This is a genomic window from Microcystis sp. LEGE 08355 (assembly GCF_015207185.1).
GTDB classification, from domain to species: domain Bacteria; phylum Cyanobacteriota; class Cyanobacteriia; order Cyanobacteriales; family Microcystaceae; genus Microcystis; species Microcystis panniformis.
This window is the reverse complement of record NZ_JADEXI010000002.1, coordinates 14743-32812: the sequence shown is the minus strand read 5'-3', so window position 1 is coordinate 32812 and position 18070 is coordinate 14743. Positions and strand designations below refer to the sequence as shown.

At 39.3% G+C, this 18070-nt stretch carries 2 protein-coding genes; both read left to right on the top strand.

What is annotated here, in order from left to right; all coding sequences use genetic code 11:
- Positions 1–50: 50 nt before the first annotated feature.
- On the top strand, positions 51–7409 hold the full coding sequence (locus tag IQ242_RS00215; RefSeq protein ID WP_370582925.1) for an SDR family NAD(P)-dependent oxidoreductase: 7359 nt from the start codon (positions 51–53) through the stop codon (positions 7407–7409).
- 166 nt (positions 7410–7575) lie between these two features.
- The gene (locus IQ242_RS00210) at positions 7576–18039 is read left to right on the top strand and encodes a non-ribosomal peptide synthetase/type I polyketide synthase (RefSeq protein ID WP_193958596.1); all 10464 of its coding nucleotides are present in this window, start codon (positions 7576–7578) and stop codon (positions 18037–18039) included.
- The last annotated feature ends 31 nt before the right edge of the window (positions 18040–18070 follow it).

Sequence of the window (18070 nt, the reverse complement as noted above, 5' to 3'; positions counted from 1 at the left end):
CCGCTAATGTTCTTCATGCCACAGCCAACCTTCAAAAAACCCTTGAAAATGTGCGCTCTCTCATCGCTCCCAAGGGACTACTAATCCTCTTAGAAAGTACAGGGGCAAGACGTTGGGTAGATTTAACCTTTGGCTTGACAGAAGGATGGTGGTTATGTAGTCAAGATCTGCAGCGGAATGGTTATCCGTTAATCAGCACAAAAGATTGGCAAAATTTACTGATTGAGAATCAATTTGAAGACATTAATATTATCGAACCAAGCCAAGCAAAAACCCGAAATTTATTAAAACAAAGTGTCATTATTGGTAGAAGCAGTGAGCAATTACCTTCTCTGCCAGCAAAATCTTACTCTCATCAAATAATCTGGGCAGATAGTCAAGGAATTGCTAACGGTTTAATCCCTCTATTCCAACAGAGAGGAATAAGTTGTTCTTGCGTCTTTACCCGAGATATTAACCCGGAGATTGCTGAAGATTACCTATCAATATTGAGAAACTCGATAACTTCAGAAACTCGTCAAATACTGTACTTCTGGGGCTTAGAAAACATCCCTGGAGAAATTGATCAACAAGTCGAGATTCATTGTCAACGATTTCTCTTTTTCTTACAAGCATTATTGCAGCAAGAAAATCCGCCGGCTCTGATTTTAGTGACTCAAGGAGCAGTACCAGCAAAAGCCATTAAAACCCTAACCTCTCCCTCTCAAGCCTCCTTATTAGGAATAGCCTTCAGCCTAGTCTTAGAACATCCTGAACTTAATTTTAAGGCGATTGACCTAGATCCAGATGAAGTAAACACAGCCGACAAACTGCTGCAAGAAATCTACAGTAATCCCCAAGAAAACCGTGTTGCTTTGCGGGGGGAACAGCGTTTTTATCCTCGTTTGGTGCAGAGAAAACTTGAAGATGGAAAGATCAATTTTAGTCCTGATGCCTATTATTTAATCACAGGAGGCACAGGGGGGTTAGGATTAGCAACAACCCGATGGATGATTGAAAAAGGGGCGCGGAATCTAGTTTTGTGTAGTCGTCGAGGGGCAGAAGGAATTAGCCCTGAAATATTAGCCAATTTCTCCTCTAGTGGGGCAGAAGTTACCCTTAAAAAACTTGATATTACCGATGCTGAAAAACTGCACGCCGTCCTAGAAGAATGCCGTTCTAAATATCCTATACGGGGCATTTTTCACATTGCTGGAACCTTAGACGATACAACCTTATTAAGACTAACACCAGAGAGCTTTAATTATGTTTTAGCTCCCAAAGTTAAAGGAACTTGGTTGCTTCATCAACTCACCCTAAATGACCCATTGGAATTCTTTGTCTGTTATACTTCTGCTGTATCTTTAATTGGCTCGGCAGGACAAGCTAATGCTGCGGCAGCTAATGCCTTTGAAGACGCTTTTATCTATTATCGTCAGGCGCATCATTTACCCGGAACGGTCATAAATTGGGGTCCTTGGAGCGAAATAGGTGCAGCAGTAGATCGCAATGTTTTGGAGAGATTAGCCGCTAAAGGATATGGGGCTATGAAACCCGATTTAGCCCTTAATGCTCTGGAAAAAATTCTTCTAAATCAGATTATCCGCGCTGGTGTAATTAAGATTGACTGGCAACAATTTCCTTATATTCATCAAAGCTTTTATAAAAACTTTCTGCCTCAAGGAAAACCCCAAGCTGCCCCCTCATCTGAGTTTTTAAAACAATGGCAAAATTTAACCTTAAAAGAGCGTCCTAATTGGCTCACTAATCATATCATCATGCGTGTTTCTACTGTTTTAGGACGCTCAAATGATGAAACTTTTTCCCCTCAACAGGGCTTTTTTGATTTGGGGATGGACTCTCTCACTTCTACAGAGTTACGAAATCTGTTACAAACTGACTTTAATTGTTCTCTCCCTTCGACAATTACTTTTCGTTTTCCGAATGTTGAAGCCTTAGCTAATTATTTACAGCAAGAAGTTCTAGATAATTGTCAACCAGTATTTACACCTCAAATAAAAGCAGAAATTTCTCAAAAACCGCCAGAAAAATCACAACTCGATGATGATCCTATTGTTATTGTCGGCATGGCTTGTCGATTCCCTGGCGGTGCTAAGAATTTACAATCTTTCTGGGAACTTTTAGAACAGGGAAAAGATGCTATAACAGAAATCCCTCAAGATCGCTGGGATCAGGAAACATGGTATGATCCTAATCCCGATGTCCCCGGCAAAATATACGCTCCTTACGGTGCATTTCTAGAACAAATTGAGGAATTTGATGGAGAATTTTTTGGCATTATTCCTAGAGAATCTGTCGCCATGGATCCTCAGCAGCGTTTACTCTTGGAAACCACCTGGCAAGCTTTAGAATCTGCTGGACAAAATCCCCAAAAATTACGCAACAGTCAGACGGGAGTTTTTATCGGTTGCATGACTCAAGATTATGCCCAATTAAGTTATTCTCCTCAAGCCATTAATGCTTATACTGGTTCAGGAACTTCTGTTAGTATGGCGGCGGGTCGTCTTTCTTATGTCCTTGGTTTACAGGGTCCATCAATGACTATTGACACCGCTTGTTCCTCCTCATTAGTAGCGATTCATTTAGCTTATAATGCCTTACTTAATGGTGAGTGCGATCTGGCTTTAGCCGGAGGGGTTAATATGATTTTAACTCCCATTATTTCTTTAATCGAAAGTCGCGCCCATATGCTTGCCCCTGATGGACATTGCAAAACCTTTGATGAGAGCGCAAATGGCATGGTGCGAGGAGAAGGCTGTGGAATAGTTGTTCTGAAAAGATTGAGCCAAGCGGTTAAGAATGGAGACCAAATTTTGGCAAAAATTTATGGTACAGCCGTCAATCATGATGGTCCAAGCAGTGGGCTAACTGTTCCTAATGGTCAAGCTCAAGAAAAATTATTACATCAAGCCCTTAAACGGGCTAATCTCAAGCCTGAACAAATCGATTATATTGAAGCTCACGGCACTGGAACAGCCCTTGGTGATCCGATTGAATTAGAAAGTATGTCCGCCGTTTTTGGTCAACGCTCCCCTAATCGGCCTTTAATTATTGGTTCAGTAAAAACGAATTTAGGTCATTTAGAAGGTGCTGCTGGAATTGCCGGATTAATTAAAACCGTTCTAGCGTTACAACACCATAAAATACCTCCTCATCTTCACTTTAAAAATCCTAATCCCCGCTTTGATTGGAGTTCTCATATTTTTGAAGTTCCTGTACAAGGAAAACCTTGGGATATCAGCGAACGTTCAAGGATTGCTGGAGTAAGTTCCTTTGGATTTAGTGGAACGAATGCTCATATCATTGTTGGGGAAATTGACGCTGATTTACCTCAACCTTCGGAGAATAATTTTTATCTATTACCCCTTTCGGCTCGTTCTGAAAAATCCCTGCAAGAGTTAGCGAGAAGTTATCAAGATATTTTGACTGAGTCTATCAATTTAGCTGATGTTTGTTTTACCGCCAGTACAGGGCGGGGGATTTTTCCGCAACGAATCTGTATTTTAGCAGACTCAATAACCACGGCACAAAGAGCATTAATTGATTACCAAGATGGTGAAAATTCTGACTCATTAATCCGACAGATTTTATCAGAGACTCCGCCAAAGATAGCTTTCCTCTTTTCTGGACAAGGCTCTCAATATTCCGGCATGGGAGAAACCCTTTATAACCGAGAAGTTGTTTTCAAGGAAACATTAGATCTTTGTGATCAAATTCTAGAACCCCTTTTAGAAAAATCTCTCTTAGATTTAATCTTTCAAGAGCAAAATAGTGAGTTATTAGAGGAAACCCAAATCACTCAGCCGGTGATTTTTTCCCTTGAATATGCACTCGCCAAATTATGGCAATCTTGGGGAATACAACCTTCAGCCCTTTTAGGACATAGTATTGGGGAATATGTGGCGGCTTGTTGGGCAGGAGTCTTTTCATTAGAAGATGCCTTAAAATTAGTGACTCAACGGGGTAAATTAATGGGAAAATTGCCCCACAATGGCAGTATGTCCGCTATTTATGCTGATTATGAGACGGTAGCAAACGCTCTAACTTCTTATGAAAATCAAGTTAATATTGCTTCAGCCAATGGCTCAATTACCGTCATTTCTGGATTTAAAGAGATTGTTGAGCAACTCGAAAAAGAATTTATTGATCAAGGGCATAAAACTAAACGTTTAGCGGTATCTCATGCTTTTCATTCTCCTTTAATGCAGCCCATTCTTGATGATTTTTCCCAGGTCTTAAAAACAATTTCTTTTCATGAACCTAGCTTAACGATTATTAGTAATCTGACAGGGAAACCTGTAGGTTCAGAAATTACAACTCCTGATTATTGGGTAGATCATCTGCGTAATACTGTACAGTTTAGTCAAGGATTTCAGTCTTTAATTGATCAGGGTTATCGTTGTTTTCTAGAAGTCGGTTCTAAGCCTGTATTACTGAGTATGGCTCGCCTTATTTCTGCCAACCAAGACCTATTATGGTTGCCTAGTATTGTACCCGGGCAGGATGAACAGGCACAAATGTATAGAAGTTTAGCGACACTTTTTGTTAATGGTTATTCCCTAGACTGGGCTAAAGTATTTAAACAAGGTAAGCGGATTATTTTACCGACTTATCCTTTTCAAAGAGAACGGTATTGGTTATCTAATTCGGAATTTTCTCTAGGGCAAATCAAGACTCAGTTACATCCTTTTATTAGAGATTTTAAAAAGTTAGCAACGGGAGACATGATCTTTGAAGGTGAGGTGAGTTCTCTTAACCCTAGTTATTTAGAAGAACATAAGGTATTTGAAAACATTGTATTTCCAGCTACCGGTTTTATTGAAGCTATTTTAGCCGCAAGTCAGAAAATATTTGATGGGCATTTTGTCACCCTTGAAAATGTCTCTATCCATCAGGGACTCCTCTTGTCTCCAAATCCCTCAATAATCCAAATAATTTTTAGACCTAAAAAATCATCTCAACTGATTTATACTTTTGAGATATTTAGCAGTGATTCTGCACAAGAACAATGGGTTCTTCATGTTACAGGTGAAGTCAAATCTAAGGATATACAAAGCTTGGCTGCCTCAGAATTAACCCAAACTAAATTAGAAAGGGAAAACTCTAAAGAATCGATTTCTATTCGTGAATTCTATGAGCTTTATCAGCAGATGGGTATCAGGTATGGAGAGCAGTTCCAAGCGATTCAAGAGTTATATTCTTTCAAAAAAGGCTCTCAAGCTAAAATTAGTATTAACCCTAGTTTAGCGGATCGGCGTTATTATTTTCATCCGGTTCTTTTGGATGCTTGCTTACAGAGTATTGGGGCAGCTTTCCCCGAAATTCATGGTCAAGAATTGCATCTACCTTATGGATTCTCTTCCCTGGAAATATTCCTAAATCCAACTTCGCAAGTTTGGACGGAAGTTCAGGTCATCTCAGATACTAATGGTGAAATGAGAGTAAATGTTAATATTTATAATGAACAAGAACAGCTTTGCGCTCGTTTTACTGACTTAACAGCACGGCGCATAAATCCAGATATTTTACAGAGTTTATGGCAAGAAAAGTCAAACAATTGCTTTTATAAAGTGGAATGGAAAAAACTTTCTTCAATGCCAACTGTTGCCGTTGATCCTCAAAATTCTTGGTTAGTCTTGGTTCGTCCAGAAACAGACTTAAATTCCCTAATTAATTTATACAAAAAGGCAGGAGAAAAAGTAATTACTGTAGAAATGGGGCAGAATTATCAATGTCATTCTCAAGATTCTTTTGCCATCAATGCCGCTCAAAAATCTGATTTTCAGCGTCTCTATCAAGAAGCTTATCCATCTGGAGAATTTCCGACTGGTGTTGTTTTTTGTTGGGAATCTTCAGAAGCTGAAGATGTTCTAGATACAGTATATCAGAGTTCTCATGCCGTCTTAAATTTGGTGCAAACCCTCACTAATAACTGGGAGAAATTACCCCATTTATGGCTGATTACTCGCGGGGCTAATAAGATTAGCAATGATACGGCTTTATCTCCTCAACAGTCTCATTTATGGGGATTAGGAGCAGTCATTAATCAAGAGTATCCTAAAATGGGTTGTGTTTGTTTAGATTTACCAATCCATAAAGAAGCTAATGAAGCTGAACTTTTATTCAATGAATTAAAGTGTTTCCCCCATGAATTCCGTTTAGCTTTACGTCAAGGAAACCGCTACGCAGCTAGGTTAGTTTCTGCATCTCTTCCTATCTCAGAAAAACGACAGTTTATTAATCAGTCAGGGGCTTATTTAATCACGGGAGGGGGAGGAAAACTGGGCGGATTAGTGGCTCAATGGTTATCAGAAATGGGAGCAAGTCACCTAGTTTTGTGTAGTCGCCATGTTAAATTTTCAACAGAATTGATAGCTTCATTAGTGGAGAAAGGAACAAAAGTAACCTTGATTGAAGCTGATATTACTTCCCCCACAGATATGAAAAATTTATTCTCTCGTTTTGGGGCAGACTTGCCCGTCTTACGAGGAATAATTCACGCAGCAGCGGTCTTAGAAGATGGTCTTATCAGTAATCAAAGTTGGCAAAAATATCAAAAGGTAATCAGTCCAAAAGTAGCAGGAACTTTATTATTAGATCGTTATACTCGCTCTCTATCTTTAGACTTTTTCGTAAGCTTTTCTTCTGCGGCTGTTATCCTTGGTTCGCCTGGTCAAAGTAATTATGCGGCGGCTAATGCTTTCATGGATGCTCTAATGCAGCAACGGCAAAGTTTAGGATTACCTGGTATTAGTATTAATTGGGGAGCTTGGGAGACGAGCAACCAAATTGATCAACAACGTTTCGCTAATTGGGGTTTGCAGATGATGCCCTCTGAGCAAGCGTTTCAATATCTCAGTCAGGTAATTTTAGGTGATATTACTCAAGGGATAGTTCTCGATATTGATTGGTCGATTTTTAATCAAACTTTCAACATTAGTCAACCCTTCTTTAGCGAGGTATTAACCCTAAACAATCAAAAACAAACAAGTCCAGCAAAACTATTAGAACAATTAAAATCTGTCTCTATAGACGAACGAATAAACGCTTTAGTAGAAGGACTGGAGAAAATATTAAGAGAAGTGACAGGGTTAAATGAAAATAAGGTTATTCCTCAACAAACATCATTCTTAGAATTAGGTTTAAACTCTCTAATGGTCATAGAATTTAAAAATCGCTTAGAAAGAGATTTAGGGTGTAAATTGCCATCTTCGATCATTTTCGATTATCCTAATTTTCTCAGCTTAAGTACCTATTTAAGGGAAGAAATTCTAGCCAATTATCTCGATTTTGAGATTAAAATAAATCCAATTCCTGACAATCATAATCCCTACGACAGCCTCAGTGAAGACGAACTAGCAAGATTACTTAATCAAAAATTAACGGAGCTTGATCAATATGGAGGTTAAACTTTAAAAATAATGTTTCAAAAGCCATGAGATGTGGTAGGATAGGTAGATGAACATGAGTAAGCTTAACTCTCTGGAGTTAAATTTGGGTTTATATTTACTGATAGCACAGCATCCTAATTTATGTTTAACGGCGTATAAATTTAGAAATTATAGAGAATAGGGCATGGTTGAGAGTATAGATTACAAAAAATTAATGGCAACGACCTTAAGCAAAATGGAGGTCATGCAGGCTCGTATCAATGAATTAGAGACGAGACAAAGTGAAGCTATTGCGGTGGTTGGGATGGCTTGTCGTTTTCCTGGAGGTATTAATTCCCCAGAAAAATATTGGAGTTTTTGTCAAGCCGGGCTTGATGCTATAGTAGAAGTCCCTAAAAGCCGTTGGGATATCTCAGAACTGTATTCTCAAGAACCAACTTTAGGAAAAATGAACACCGCTTATGGGGGATTTCTTCAAGAGAATATCACAGAATTTGATGCCCGTTTCTTTTCGATTTCAGCAAGAGAAGCAGCCTCCATGGATCCTCAACAAAGGTTACTCTTAGAAGTTGCTTGGGAAGCGTTAGAAAATGCCAATTTACCTCTGAAAAATTTAGCCGATAATAAAGTAGGGGTATTTGTGGGGATTACTAGCATTGATCATGCCCTGAAGGTTTACGGCACTAACTATGATCAAATTGACTCTTTTTTTGGCACCGGCAATGCTCTAAGCGCAGCCGCCGGAAGGCTATCTTATTTTCTCAATCTTCACGGTCCTTGTCTCTCGATTGATGCAGCCTGTGCATCCTCATTAGTAGCCGTCCATCAGGGGATTCGTAGCCTGAGAAATCGTGAATGTGAACTCGCTTTAGTGGGTGGGGTAAACCTCATTTTAGAACCCGCAATTACGATTAGTCTTTCTCAGTCGGGAATGATGTCCCCCGATGGGCGTTGCAAAACCTTCGATGCCTCTGCTAACGGATATGTGCGAGGGGAAGGCTGTGGGGTTTTAATCTTAAAAACTTTATCAGAAGCCCAGAAAAACGGGGATCACATTCTTGCCCTGTTGCGAGGTTCGGCGGTGAATCATAATGGGGCTGCTGCCGGTTTAACCGTACCCAGTGGACCCGCCCAGCAAGAATTGCTCCGTCAAGCTCTAGCTGATGCCAGAATAGTCCCTGAAGATGTCAGCTACATAGAAGCTCATGGCACAGGCACTTCTTTAGGAGATCCCATCGAATTGAATGCCATTGCCTCAGTTTATGGAAAGCGCTCCGACCCCCTTTATGTCGCCTCAGTCAAAACCAATATCGGTCATCTTGAAGCCGCAGCTGGCATGGCTGGAATAATCAAAACAATTCTGATTCTTCAACAGGGTGAAATCCCCTCCCATCTTCACTTCCAAAGCCCTAATCCTCTGATTAATTGGGAAGATCATCCTCTTAAAATTCCTACTCAAAATATACCTTGGCCGAATAACAATAAAGTCCCTATAGCTGGGGTAAGTTCTTTTGGTTTTTCAGGCACAAATGCCCATGTCATTGTTCAACAGGCACCCGTCAGCAAAATCTCAGAAATTCAACAACAAATTCCCAGTCATCTCTTAACCCTTTCAGCCCACAACAAAACCGCTTTAAAAGAATTAGCCACACGCTTCCATACCCTCCTAGAATCTCATCCTGAAATTGGAGATATTTGTTATAGTGCAGCTGTCGGAAGGATAGATTTACCTGAACGTTTAGCCATTGTTGGCGATACTTGTCCAGAATTACAACAAAGATTAACCGCTTTTGCTGAAGAAAAACCACTTGATGATTTGACTTTTTATCAACGTTTTACATCGGAAAAATCCCCTAAAATTGTTTTTCTTTTTACAGGGCAAGGGGCTTGTTATCCCGGCATGGGGCATCAACTCTATCAAACCCAGCCGACATTTCGTCAATATATTGATCAATGTGCCGAAATATTAGCGAAGTATTTAGACCATCCTTTAACTGAAATATTATTTGGTGAACAGACCGATTTACTCAATCAAACTGCTTACGCTCAACCGGCTATATTCGCCCTAGAATATTCCCTAACAATGCTATGGAAATCTTGGGGAATTACCCCCAGTTTACTGATTGGCCATAGTGTGGGAGAATATGTAGCAGCTTGTATCGCAGGAGTATTTAGCTTAGAAGCTGGACTCGCCTTAGTTGTCAAACGGGGGCAATTAATGCAAACCACGACCTCTGGGAAAATGGCTTCAATTTTTGCTGATGAAGAGACAGTCAGTTCCCTAATTAAAAATTATACTCAAACAGTTTCAATAGCTGCCATTAATCACCCTCAACAGATTGTTATTGCTGGAGAAAGTACCAGCATTGAGGAAGTTATTAGCACCTGCAAAAAGCAAAAAATTCCCGCTCAATATCTTCCCGTTACTCAGGCTTTTCATTCCCCTTTAATGGAGCCAATTTTAAAAGAATTTGAAAAAGAGGCTCGTCAAATTTCTTATCAACGCCCCCAAATTCTGCTACTTTCAGGACTTGATGGAGAGCTTTTAGAAAATGCACCAGATGCCGCTTACTGGAGCAAACAATGCCGAGAACCAGTAAGATTTTTGTCGAGTTTAATAACCGCTTTCAACAAGGGATATAACCTATTTTTAGAAGTGGGACCAAGACCAATACTAGCAGAACAAGGTCGTCGTTATAAAGATGAGTTCATCTGGTTAAGTTCTCTCAATCGTGGCTTAGATAACTGGCATACAATTCTTTCAGCCTTGGGACAACTCTACCTAAATGGCGCGCCTTTCAATCCAGAACAATTCAATCGAAATTATGGCTATAAAAAAGTCAGATTGCCGAACTATCCCTTTCAAAGGAAACCTTGCCAATTTCAGCCTAATCCTCGAACAGAAAATCAGAGCATTGACAAAATATTCCTAGACGCACAAACCTCTAACCTTACCGATACCGAAACCACAGTTTTCAATATGCAAAAACATCAACAGGAAATCCGTAATCAATTAAAATCAATTTTGGCTTTACTTCTGAAAGAAGATGAGAACGATCTACCGGAGGATGAGACATTACTAAACTTAGGAGCAGACTCAATTATCTTGACTGACTTTTCTCGCAAAGTTGAAGAAAAATTTCAAGTCAAAGTGAAAATAGATCAACTCTTTACCGATTTACAAACTCTTGTTGATATCGCCGAATACCTCTGCCAATTTGTCAAAGAAAAACCCTTAGAAAATACTTCAGAAATAACAACTAAAGTTATCAATGATGAGACAGAATTAAGCAATTATTTGCAAGTCATTGAGCAATTGCAACCCATCGCTACAGCCTATATCATCAAGGCTTTAGAGTCCTTAGGTAAAAAACTTAATCAAGGGGAACAATGGACAATAGAAACCCTAAGACAAACCTTACCTGTTGCCCCTAAATATCACATTTTGCTCAATCGTTATTTGCAGGATTTAGAGCAAGCTAATATTCTTCAAAATCAAGGGAATATTTGGACTGTCAAAAACTTGCCTGAGTCTTTTTCCTTGCCCCAAGCCCTACAAAAGCTAGAAAAAACTTGTCCATCTGCAAAACCTGAATTAGAAATGCTGCAACGCTGCGGCGAAAATTTAGCAGAAGTTCTCAAGGGAAATATAGACCCCTTGACATTAATTTTCCCAGAAGGTTCCGTTGCTCATGCAGAAAGTATCTATGGAAATTCTCCCGTATCTCGATTGATGAATCAACGAGTCGCCCAAGCTATTAACCAGATTTTAACCAACTTTTCTAATAGTGATTGCCCCTATCAAATTCTCGAAATAGGAGGAGGAACTGGTGCCACTTCAGAAGCAATTCTTAACCACTTAAATCTCGATCATGTCACTTATTCTTTTAGCGAAGTTTCTCCCTTCTTACTGCATCAAGCTAGGCAAAAATTTCAGAAAAAATATAACCTAAACTTTCATCAACTAGACATTGAAAAGTCCACCATTTCTCAGGGGATACCTGCTCGTAATTATCATATTGTTGTGGCCGCTAACGTCCTTCATGCGACCCGAAATATTACAGAAACTCTAACCCATATTCGGGAACTGCTGCGCCCCGGTGGTTACTTAGTTCTCCTCGAAACCGTAGAAAATAACTCATGGCTGAATTTAACCTTTGGATTAACCCCCGGCTGGTGGCGCTTTCAGGACCAAGAATTACGCTCAGACACTCCCTTATTAAGTGGGGAAAATTGGTGTTCCGTTTTAAAGCGCTGTGGTTTCGCTACGGCGAATAGTTTCTCTAAACAAAACAATATTCCCATTAACAATGGCCAAGAATTAATTCTTGCTTGTGTGCCAGATGAACCCCTCTCAATTCCTGCAATTCCTAAGTTCACTGTCTCAGGTGAAAGCTCCGGTAAAGAAGCCTTAATGATGGCTCAATTACAATCTTTAAAAGACCTAAAAGACCTCCATGAGAAAACCATTATCAAGCAATTAGAAGTTCTTCAAACTGCCACCGTCTCCCCCAGTATAGCCCCCGAAATATTAACGAATCAGACTCAAATCATTCCTACCCAAAGCTCTAAGATAGAAACTTCCCTTCCGGTTTCTCAAGAGAAGCCCAAATCTCCTGAGAAACCTAGTTCTCCCAATTTAAACCCCTTAGCCTTAAAGCTGACTGAGAACAAATCCTTAACCGAACAACAACAAGCCTTTATTCAAAATTTACAGAGTATTTATAACCAGAAAACCGCCAAATCAAAAGCCTATTCACAAAATAGCCGTAAGACAATGGTGGATGTTAAACCGACCATTGACTTCCGCATGGCCTTAAAAGAATTTCAATATCCCATTGTTTCAGAATCTGCTCAAGGGGCTTATTTTAAGGACATTGATGGCAATAATTACATTGACTTAGCTATGGGGTTTGGGGTTAACTTTTTTGGGCATAGTCCGGATTTTGTCATTGAAGCGGTTCAAGAACAAATGAACCGAGGAATAGGTTTAGGAATGCAGTCAAATCTGGCTGCCGAAACCGCCGCTTTAATTAGTGAAATGGGTCGAGTCGAAAGAGTCGCTTTTAGTAATACGGGAACCGAGGCGATTATGGCCGCTGTTCGCATTGCTCGCTCTCGTACAAAACGTCAAAAAATTGTTATGTTCGCCGGCTCCTACCATGGAACTTTTGACGGCATCTTAGCACGAGTAGGAGAAGATAAAACCACGGCTCAACCCTTAAGTTTAGGCACTCCTTTAGGAATGGTTGAAGACATAATAGTCTTGAGTTATGGAGTTGAAGAAAGCCTCGATATTATTGCTACTCATGCTGATGATTTAGCCGCCGTATTAGTCGAACCAGTTCAAAGTCGCAAACCCGATTTACAGCCTCAAGAATTTCTGCAAAAACTACGACAAATAACCCATAAAAAAGGGATCACACTCATTTTTGATGAAATTATTACCGGCTTTCGGATTGCTCCGGGAGGAGCGCAAGAATGGTTCAATGTTGAAGCTGATATAGTCATTTATGGTAAGGCCATTGGAGGAGGTTTACCAATTAGTATGATCTGCGGTAAAGCAGATTTCTTAGATACCGTTGACGGCGGTTTCTGGCAATACGGAGATGACTCTCATCCCCAAACCGAGTTAACCGCTTTTGGGGGAACTTTTTGTCGTCATCCTTTAGCCCTTGCTGCTTGTCGTGCTGTGCTTTTACATCTTCGGGAAAACAGTCCAACGATTCAAGAAAAAGTGAATCAATTAACTCATCGATTAGCCACCGAAGTCAATCAGTTTTTTCAAGAAATAGGCATTCCGATTCGGGTTGTTAATTTTGGATCTTTATTCCGCTTTGAACCCTTTGGAGCTTATAGTATCTTCTTACAACCCATCGAATTACCCCTCTTTTATTACCTATTAAATCTTAAAGGAATCTACACATGGGAAAAACGAGTTTGTTTTCTCTCCACCTGCCATACTAATGAAGATATAGACAAAGTTATAGTAGCCGTTAAAGAAGCGATTACGGAATTGCAGCAAGCTGGTTTTTTTGCTAATGCTAAACGCCCCCAAGTCAAGAAAGAAGAAAAAAAGCCCCTCTCTGAAGATGAAGATGGTAGGGGACATCTACCATCTTTAAATCAGTCCTTTCCCACCAGTGAAGCTCAACGTCAACTTTGGTTATTAGCTGAATTAGACCGTAATGCTTCAGCATCCTATAACGTCACAACATCTCTAGAATTACTAGGTTCTTTAGATGTTTACATTTTAGAAAAAACGATTAATCAAGTTATTAATCGCCATGAAGCTTTGCGAACCAAAATTATAGAACAAGGAGAATTACAGGAAGTTGTCAATGAAGTTAAAATTAAATTAAACCTCATTGATTTGAAGGATGAAGATAATCCCGAAGCGACGGCCTTAGCGTTACGATCTCAGTTTTCCCAAAAACCCTTTGACCTGTCGATTGCTCCTTTATTTGCTGTGATTTTAATGCGCTTAAAATCTGACCATTATCTGCTCTCTTTAAAAACTCATCATATTGTGGCAGATGGTTGGTCACTAGGATTAATTTTGCAGGAAATTGGTCAACTTTATTCATCCCCAAATAACACAACTAAAGATGTTCTCAAACCACCGATGCAGTTTCGGCAATATTTAACCTTGCGAGGGCAAGAGACGCAAAGTCCGCAAATGTTAGAGCATCGGGATTTTTGGTTGAAAACCTATCAGGAAGAGCTGCCAACCTTTGAGCTTCCCACCGACTTTCCCCGTCCCGCCGTTAAAACCTACACTGGCGGCCAAGAAAGTCAAGTCATTCCCTCGGAAGTTGGGCAAAATTTGCAGAAAGTAGGACGCAAAAATAAAGCTACATTATTTATGACAATGTTCGCCGCTTATACTGCTTTTTTGCGTCGAATTTCTGGCCCTAAGGATTTAGTCATTGGTATTCCTATTTCTGGGCGACAAATAGAAGGTAGTGACAACTTAGTAGGCTTTTGTTCTCAATTTTTACCCCTGCGGATACAAGTCGATGCTACCACCTCTTTTATTGAACATTTACAACACACTAAACAAACCCTGATCGACGCTTTTCGCCATCAGAGTTATACTTTAGAGGATTTATTAGCCGCTTTACAATTACCTAGAGATTTTTCTCGTTCTCCTCTCATTTCGGTATCTTTTAACATGGATCCTAGTTTAACTTTGCCTGAGTTTAAAGACTTAAAAGTATCCTTGCCACCGTCACCGATTGGTTACACCCCTTTTGATCTAGGATTTAACTTAATTGAACTTAATGATAACCTCATTATTTACTGCAATTACAATACAGACCTCTTTAAAAAAGAGACAATTAAACAATTTATTGAAAGCTTTGAAATTTTGCTGAGGGGAATCATTGACGATGCTAATCATCTTCTTTATCAGTTACCTTTATTAACCCCAGTCCAACAAGAGAAGTTACTCAGACAATTAACCGGAAAAACTCGCAAACTCCCTGAGAAAGCCACCATCATTGATGACTTTGTAGCTCAAGTTAAATTAACCCCTAATGCTCCCGCCTTAATTGCGGGAAAAATTAGCCTTAGCTATCAAGAATTAAATGAAAAAGTCAATCGTCTTACCCATTATTTACAGCAGGAATATCAGCTAGGTGTAGGAAAAGTGATTGGGGTCATGCTCCAGCGTGATCACAACTTAATCATCGGGATTCTGGCTACCTTTAAAACTGGAGCGACTTACGTTCCTATAGACTCTCAATATCCTCACAGTCGCATTGAGTTTATTTTAAAAGATAGTGGCTGTCATGTTTGCCTAACGGAGAGTAATTTTATCTCTAAGTTACCTGAAAAAATGAAAAAAATTTGCTTAGATAAAATTGATCCTATTGTTGAAAAATATGACAAAGATGAGCCTAAAATATTTCGCAATTCTAGCCAAACTGCTTATATTTTCTACACTTCAGGTTCAACTGGTAATCCTAAAGGAGTCATGGGCCGTCACATCTCAATTTTGAATGTTATTCAAAGCTTACGACTTACTTTTGATTTAGATAAACATCCTGAATGGCGCTATATTTTCACAGCTGCCGTTACTCATGATCCATCTATTCGTAATATTTTTCTCCCCTTAACCATAGGTGCATCCCTATATATGTACGAAATAAAATATATAGGACATTTGGTTTCTTTCCTACAAGAAAATCAAATTAATGCCCTACATACCACCCCCTCTATCTATCGAGAAATCTTGGGGCTACTTGAACCAGGAGAAACCATTTCCAGCTTAAAATATATCTCGGTAGGAGGGGAAAAATTAGATCGGGAAACTGCCTTAGCTTTGCGGAAACGTTTTCCAGCAGAAATTGTTAGCAATGTTTACGGATCTACAGAAACTTGTGTGGGAGTATCCCAGTATGAAATCAAGGAAAACTTAGACAGCGAAATCCCCCTCGGTCAAGTTTTCCATAACAATCGCTTAGGGGTTCTTGATGAATTTAATAATCCCGTTCCCCTCCATGTAATCGGCGAAATTTGTGTAGAAGGTGCCGCCCTAGCATCGGGTTATCATAACCAACCCGAAATGACTCAAGAAAAATTTAAACCTAGCTTTCTTGATGAGACAAAAACTCTCTTTAGAACCGGCGATTTAGGCAAGCAAACTGCTCCGGGTATCATTGAGTTTATGGGACGAAAAGATAATCAAGTTAAGGTCAATGGTTATCGAATTGATCCCGGAGAAATTGAATATCAATTGACTCGTTATGCTCCCATTGAAAGAGCGATTGTTTTACCCATTCAAGTGAATAATCAAACTCAATTATCTGCTTACTGTCAAACAGAAAAAACTCTAGAAATTGCTGAGATTCGAGAATTTCTTGCCAAGTTTTTACCAGTTTATATGATTCCCAGTTACTTTATTTTTTTAAAGCAATTCCCTTTAACTCGACATGGGAAACTTGACCTGCACTCCCTGAGACAACTCAGAGAAACCGGTAAATATCTGGTTAATTCTAATTATGTTGCACCCCGTAATCATTTAGAATCCAATCTCGTTAGTATCTGGGAAAAAATTCTCTCTAAACATCCTATCGGTATTTTTGATAACTTCTTTGAAATTGGCGGTCATTCTCTACTCTTATCAAGGGTTGTAACCCGGGTTCATAAAGAACTAAATGTATCCGTAAAATTGGCTGACTTCTTTAAAGTTCCAACCATTGCTGGATTGGCGACTTTAATCTCCCAGACTCAATACAATTATCAAGAACCCATTTCGGCAATTCCCCCCCAAAAATCTTATCCGATGTCTCATGGTCAGCGTCGTCTTTGGGCTTTAGAATTTCTAGATCAAAATCATAATGCTTACGGAATGCCCAGTGCTTATCAATTCAAGGGCAATCTCAATATTGATGCTTTTGAAAATGCCTTTCAACAGTTAATTCAACGCCATGAAATTTTGCGGACAACCTTTACTTTAATCAATAATCAACCCCGTCAAGTTGTCCATAATCAAATGAACTTTGTCATTAAACAAATAGACCTGACAGCTTATGTTAGCACAGAACAAGAAAACCTGATCGAAGAAGCGATCAGCCATAATGCCAAAACGACCTTTGATTTAGAAGTGGGACCGTTACTTAAAGTTAACTTACTTAAACTAAGCCAAGAGAATTACATCGTCTTGTTTAATATGCACCATATCATTTTTGACGGTTGGTCAGCTGGGGTTTTAATTAAAGATTTCCTCACCCATTATCACGCCTATGGACAAGAAAATTCCCAATTAATGCCCCCTCTTAGAATTCATTATAAAGACTATACTTCTTGGCAAGAAAGTCAATTAGAAACCTCGAAACTTCAAGGTCAACGGGATTACTGGTTAGCTAAATTAACTCCTGTTCCTGTGCGTCTTAACTTACCTGTTGATTATCCCCGCCCACCTGTTAAAAGTTTTCAGGGAAATACAATTACATGGCAACCTGAACCCGAATTGATCGATACTTTTGAGAAGTTAGTTAAAGCACAAGAAGCCAGTTTATTTATGGGTTTAGTTAGTTTGGTTAAGAGTTTTCTATTCCGTTACACTGAGCAAAATGAAATTACAATAGGCTCTGCTATCGCCGGCAGAAATCATCCTGATTTAGAAGATCAAATCGGATTTTATGTTAACACTCTCGTCCTGCGGGATCAGATAACAGATCACGACAGTTTTACGGATCTCCTTAGCAAAGTAAAAACAACCACTTTAGAGGCTTATGATCATCAAGACTATCCCTTTGATCAGATCGTATCTGATTTGAATTTACAACGAGATCCTAGCCGTAATGCTCTCTTTGATGTTGCAATTGTCCTGCAAAATAATCAAAATGTAGATCTCGCCTTGGACGGAATTACAGTTAACTCCATTGACCCAAAAATGATTACCGCTAAATTTGATTTAGAATTTATCTTTGTTGAGGAAGAAGAACTTTATCTCAAGCTAATCTACAACACAGATATATTTATCCATGAGCGAATTTTATTGATCATAGATTTGTTCAAAAACTGGCTAGAGCAAGTTGTAAAATTTGCCCATGAACCTTTGATAAACTTATCCTTAGCTTCCTCAGAAAATCTTATTCAAGAGGGGCAGGAACTGTTCACAGAAGACTTTAATTTTTAGTCAACAGCGATTACACTAGCAGGAGATTTTA

Coding starts and splice junctions, on each gene's coding strand:
- IQ242_RS00210 (WP_193958596.1), top strand. CDS start 7,576: ATGGTTGAGAGTATAGATTACAAAAAATTAATGGCAACGACCTTAAGC.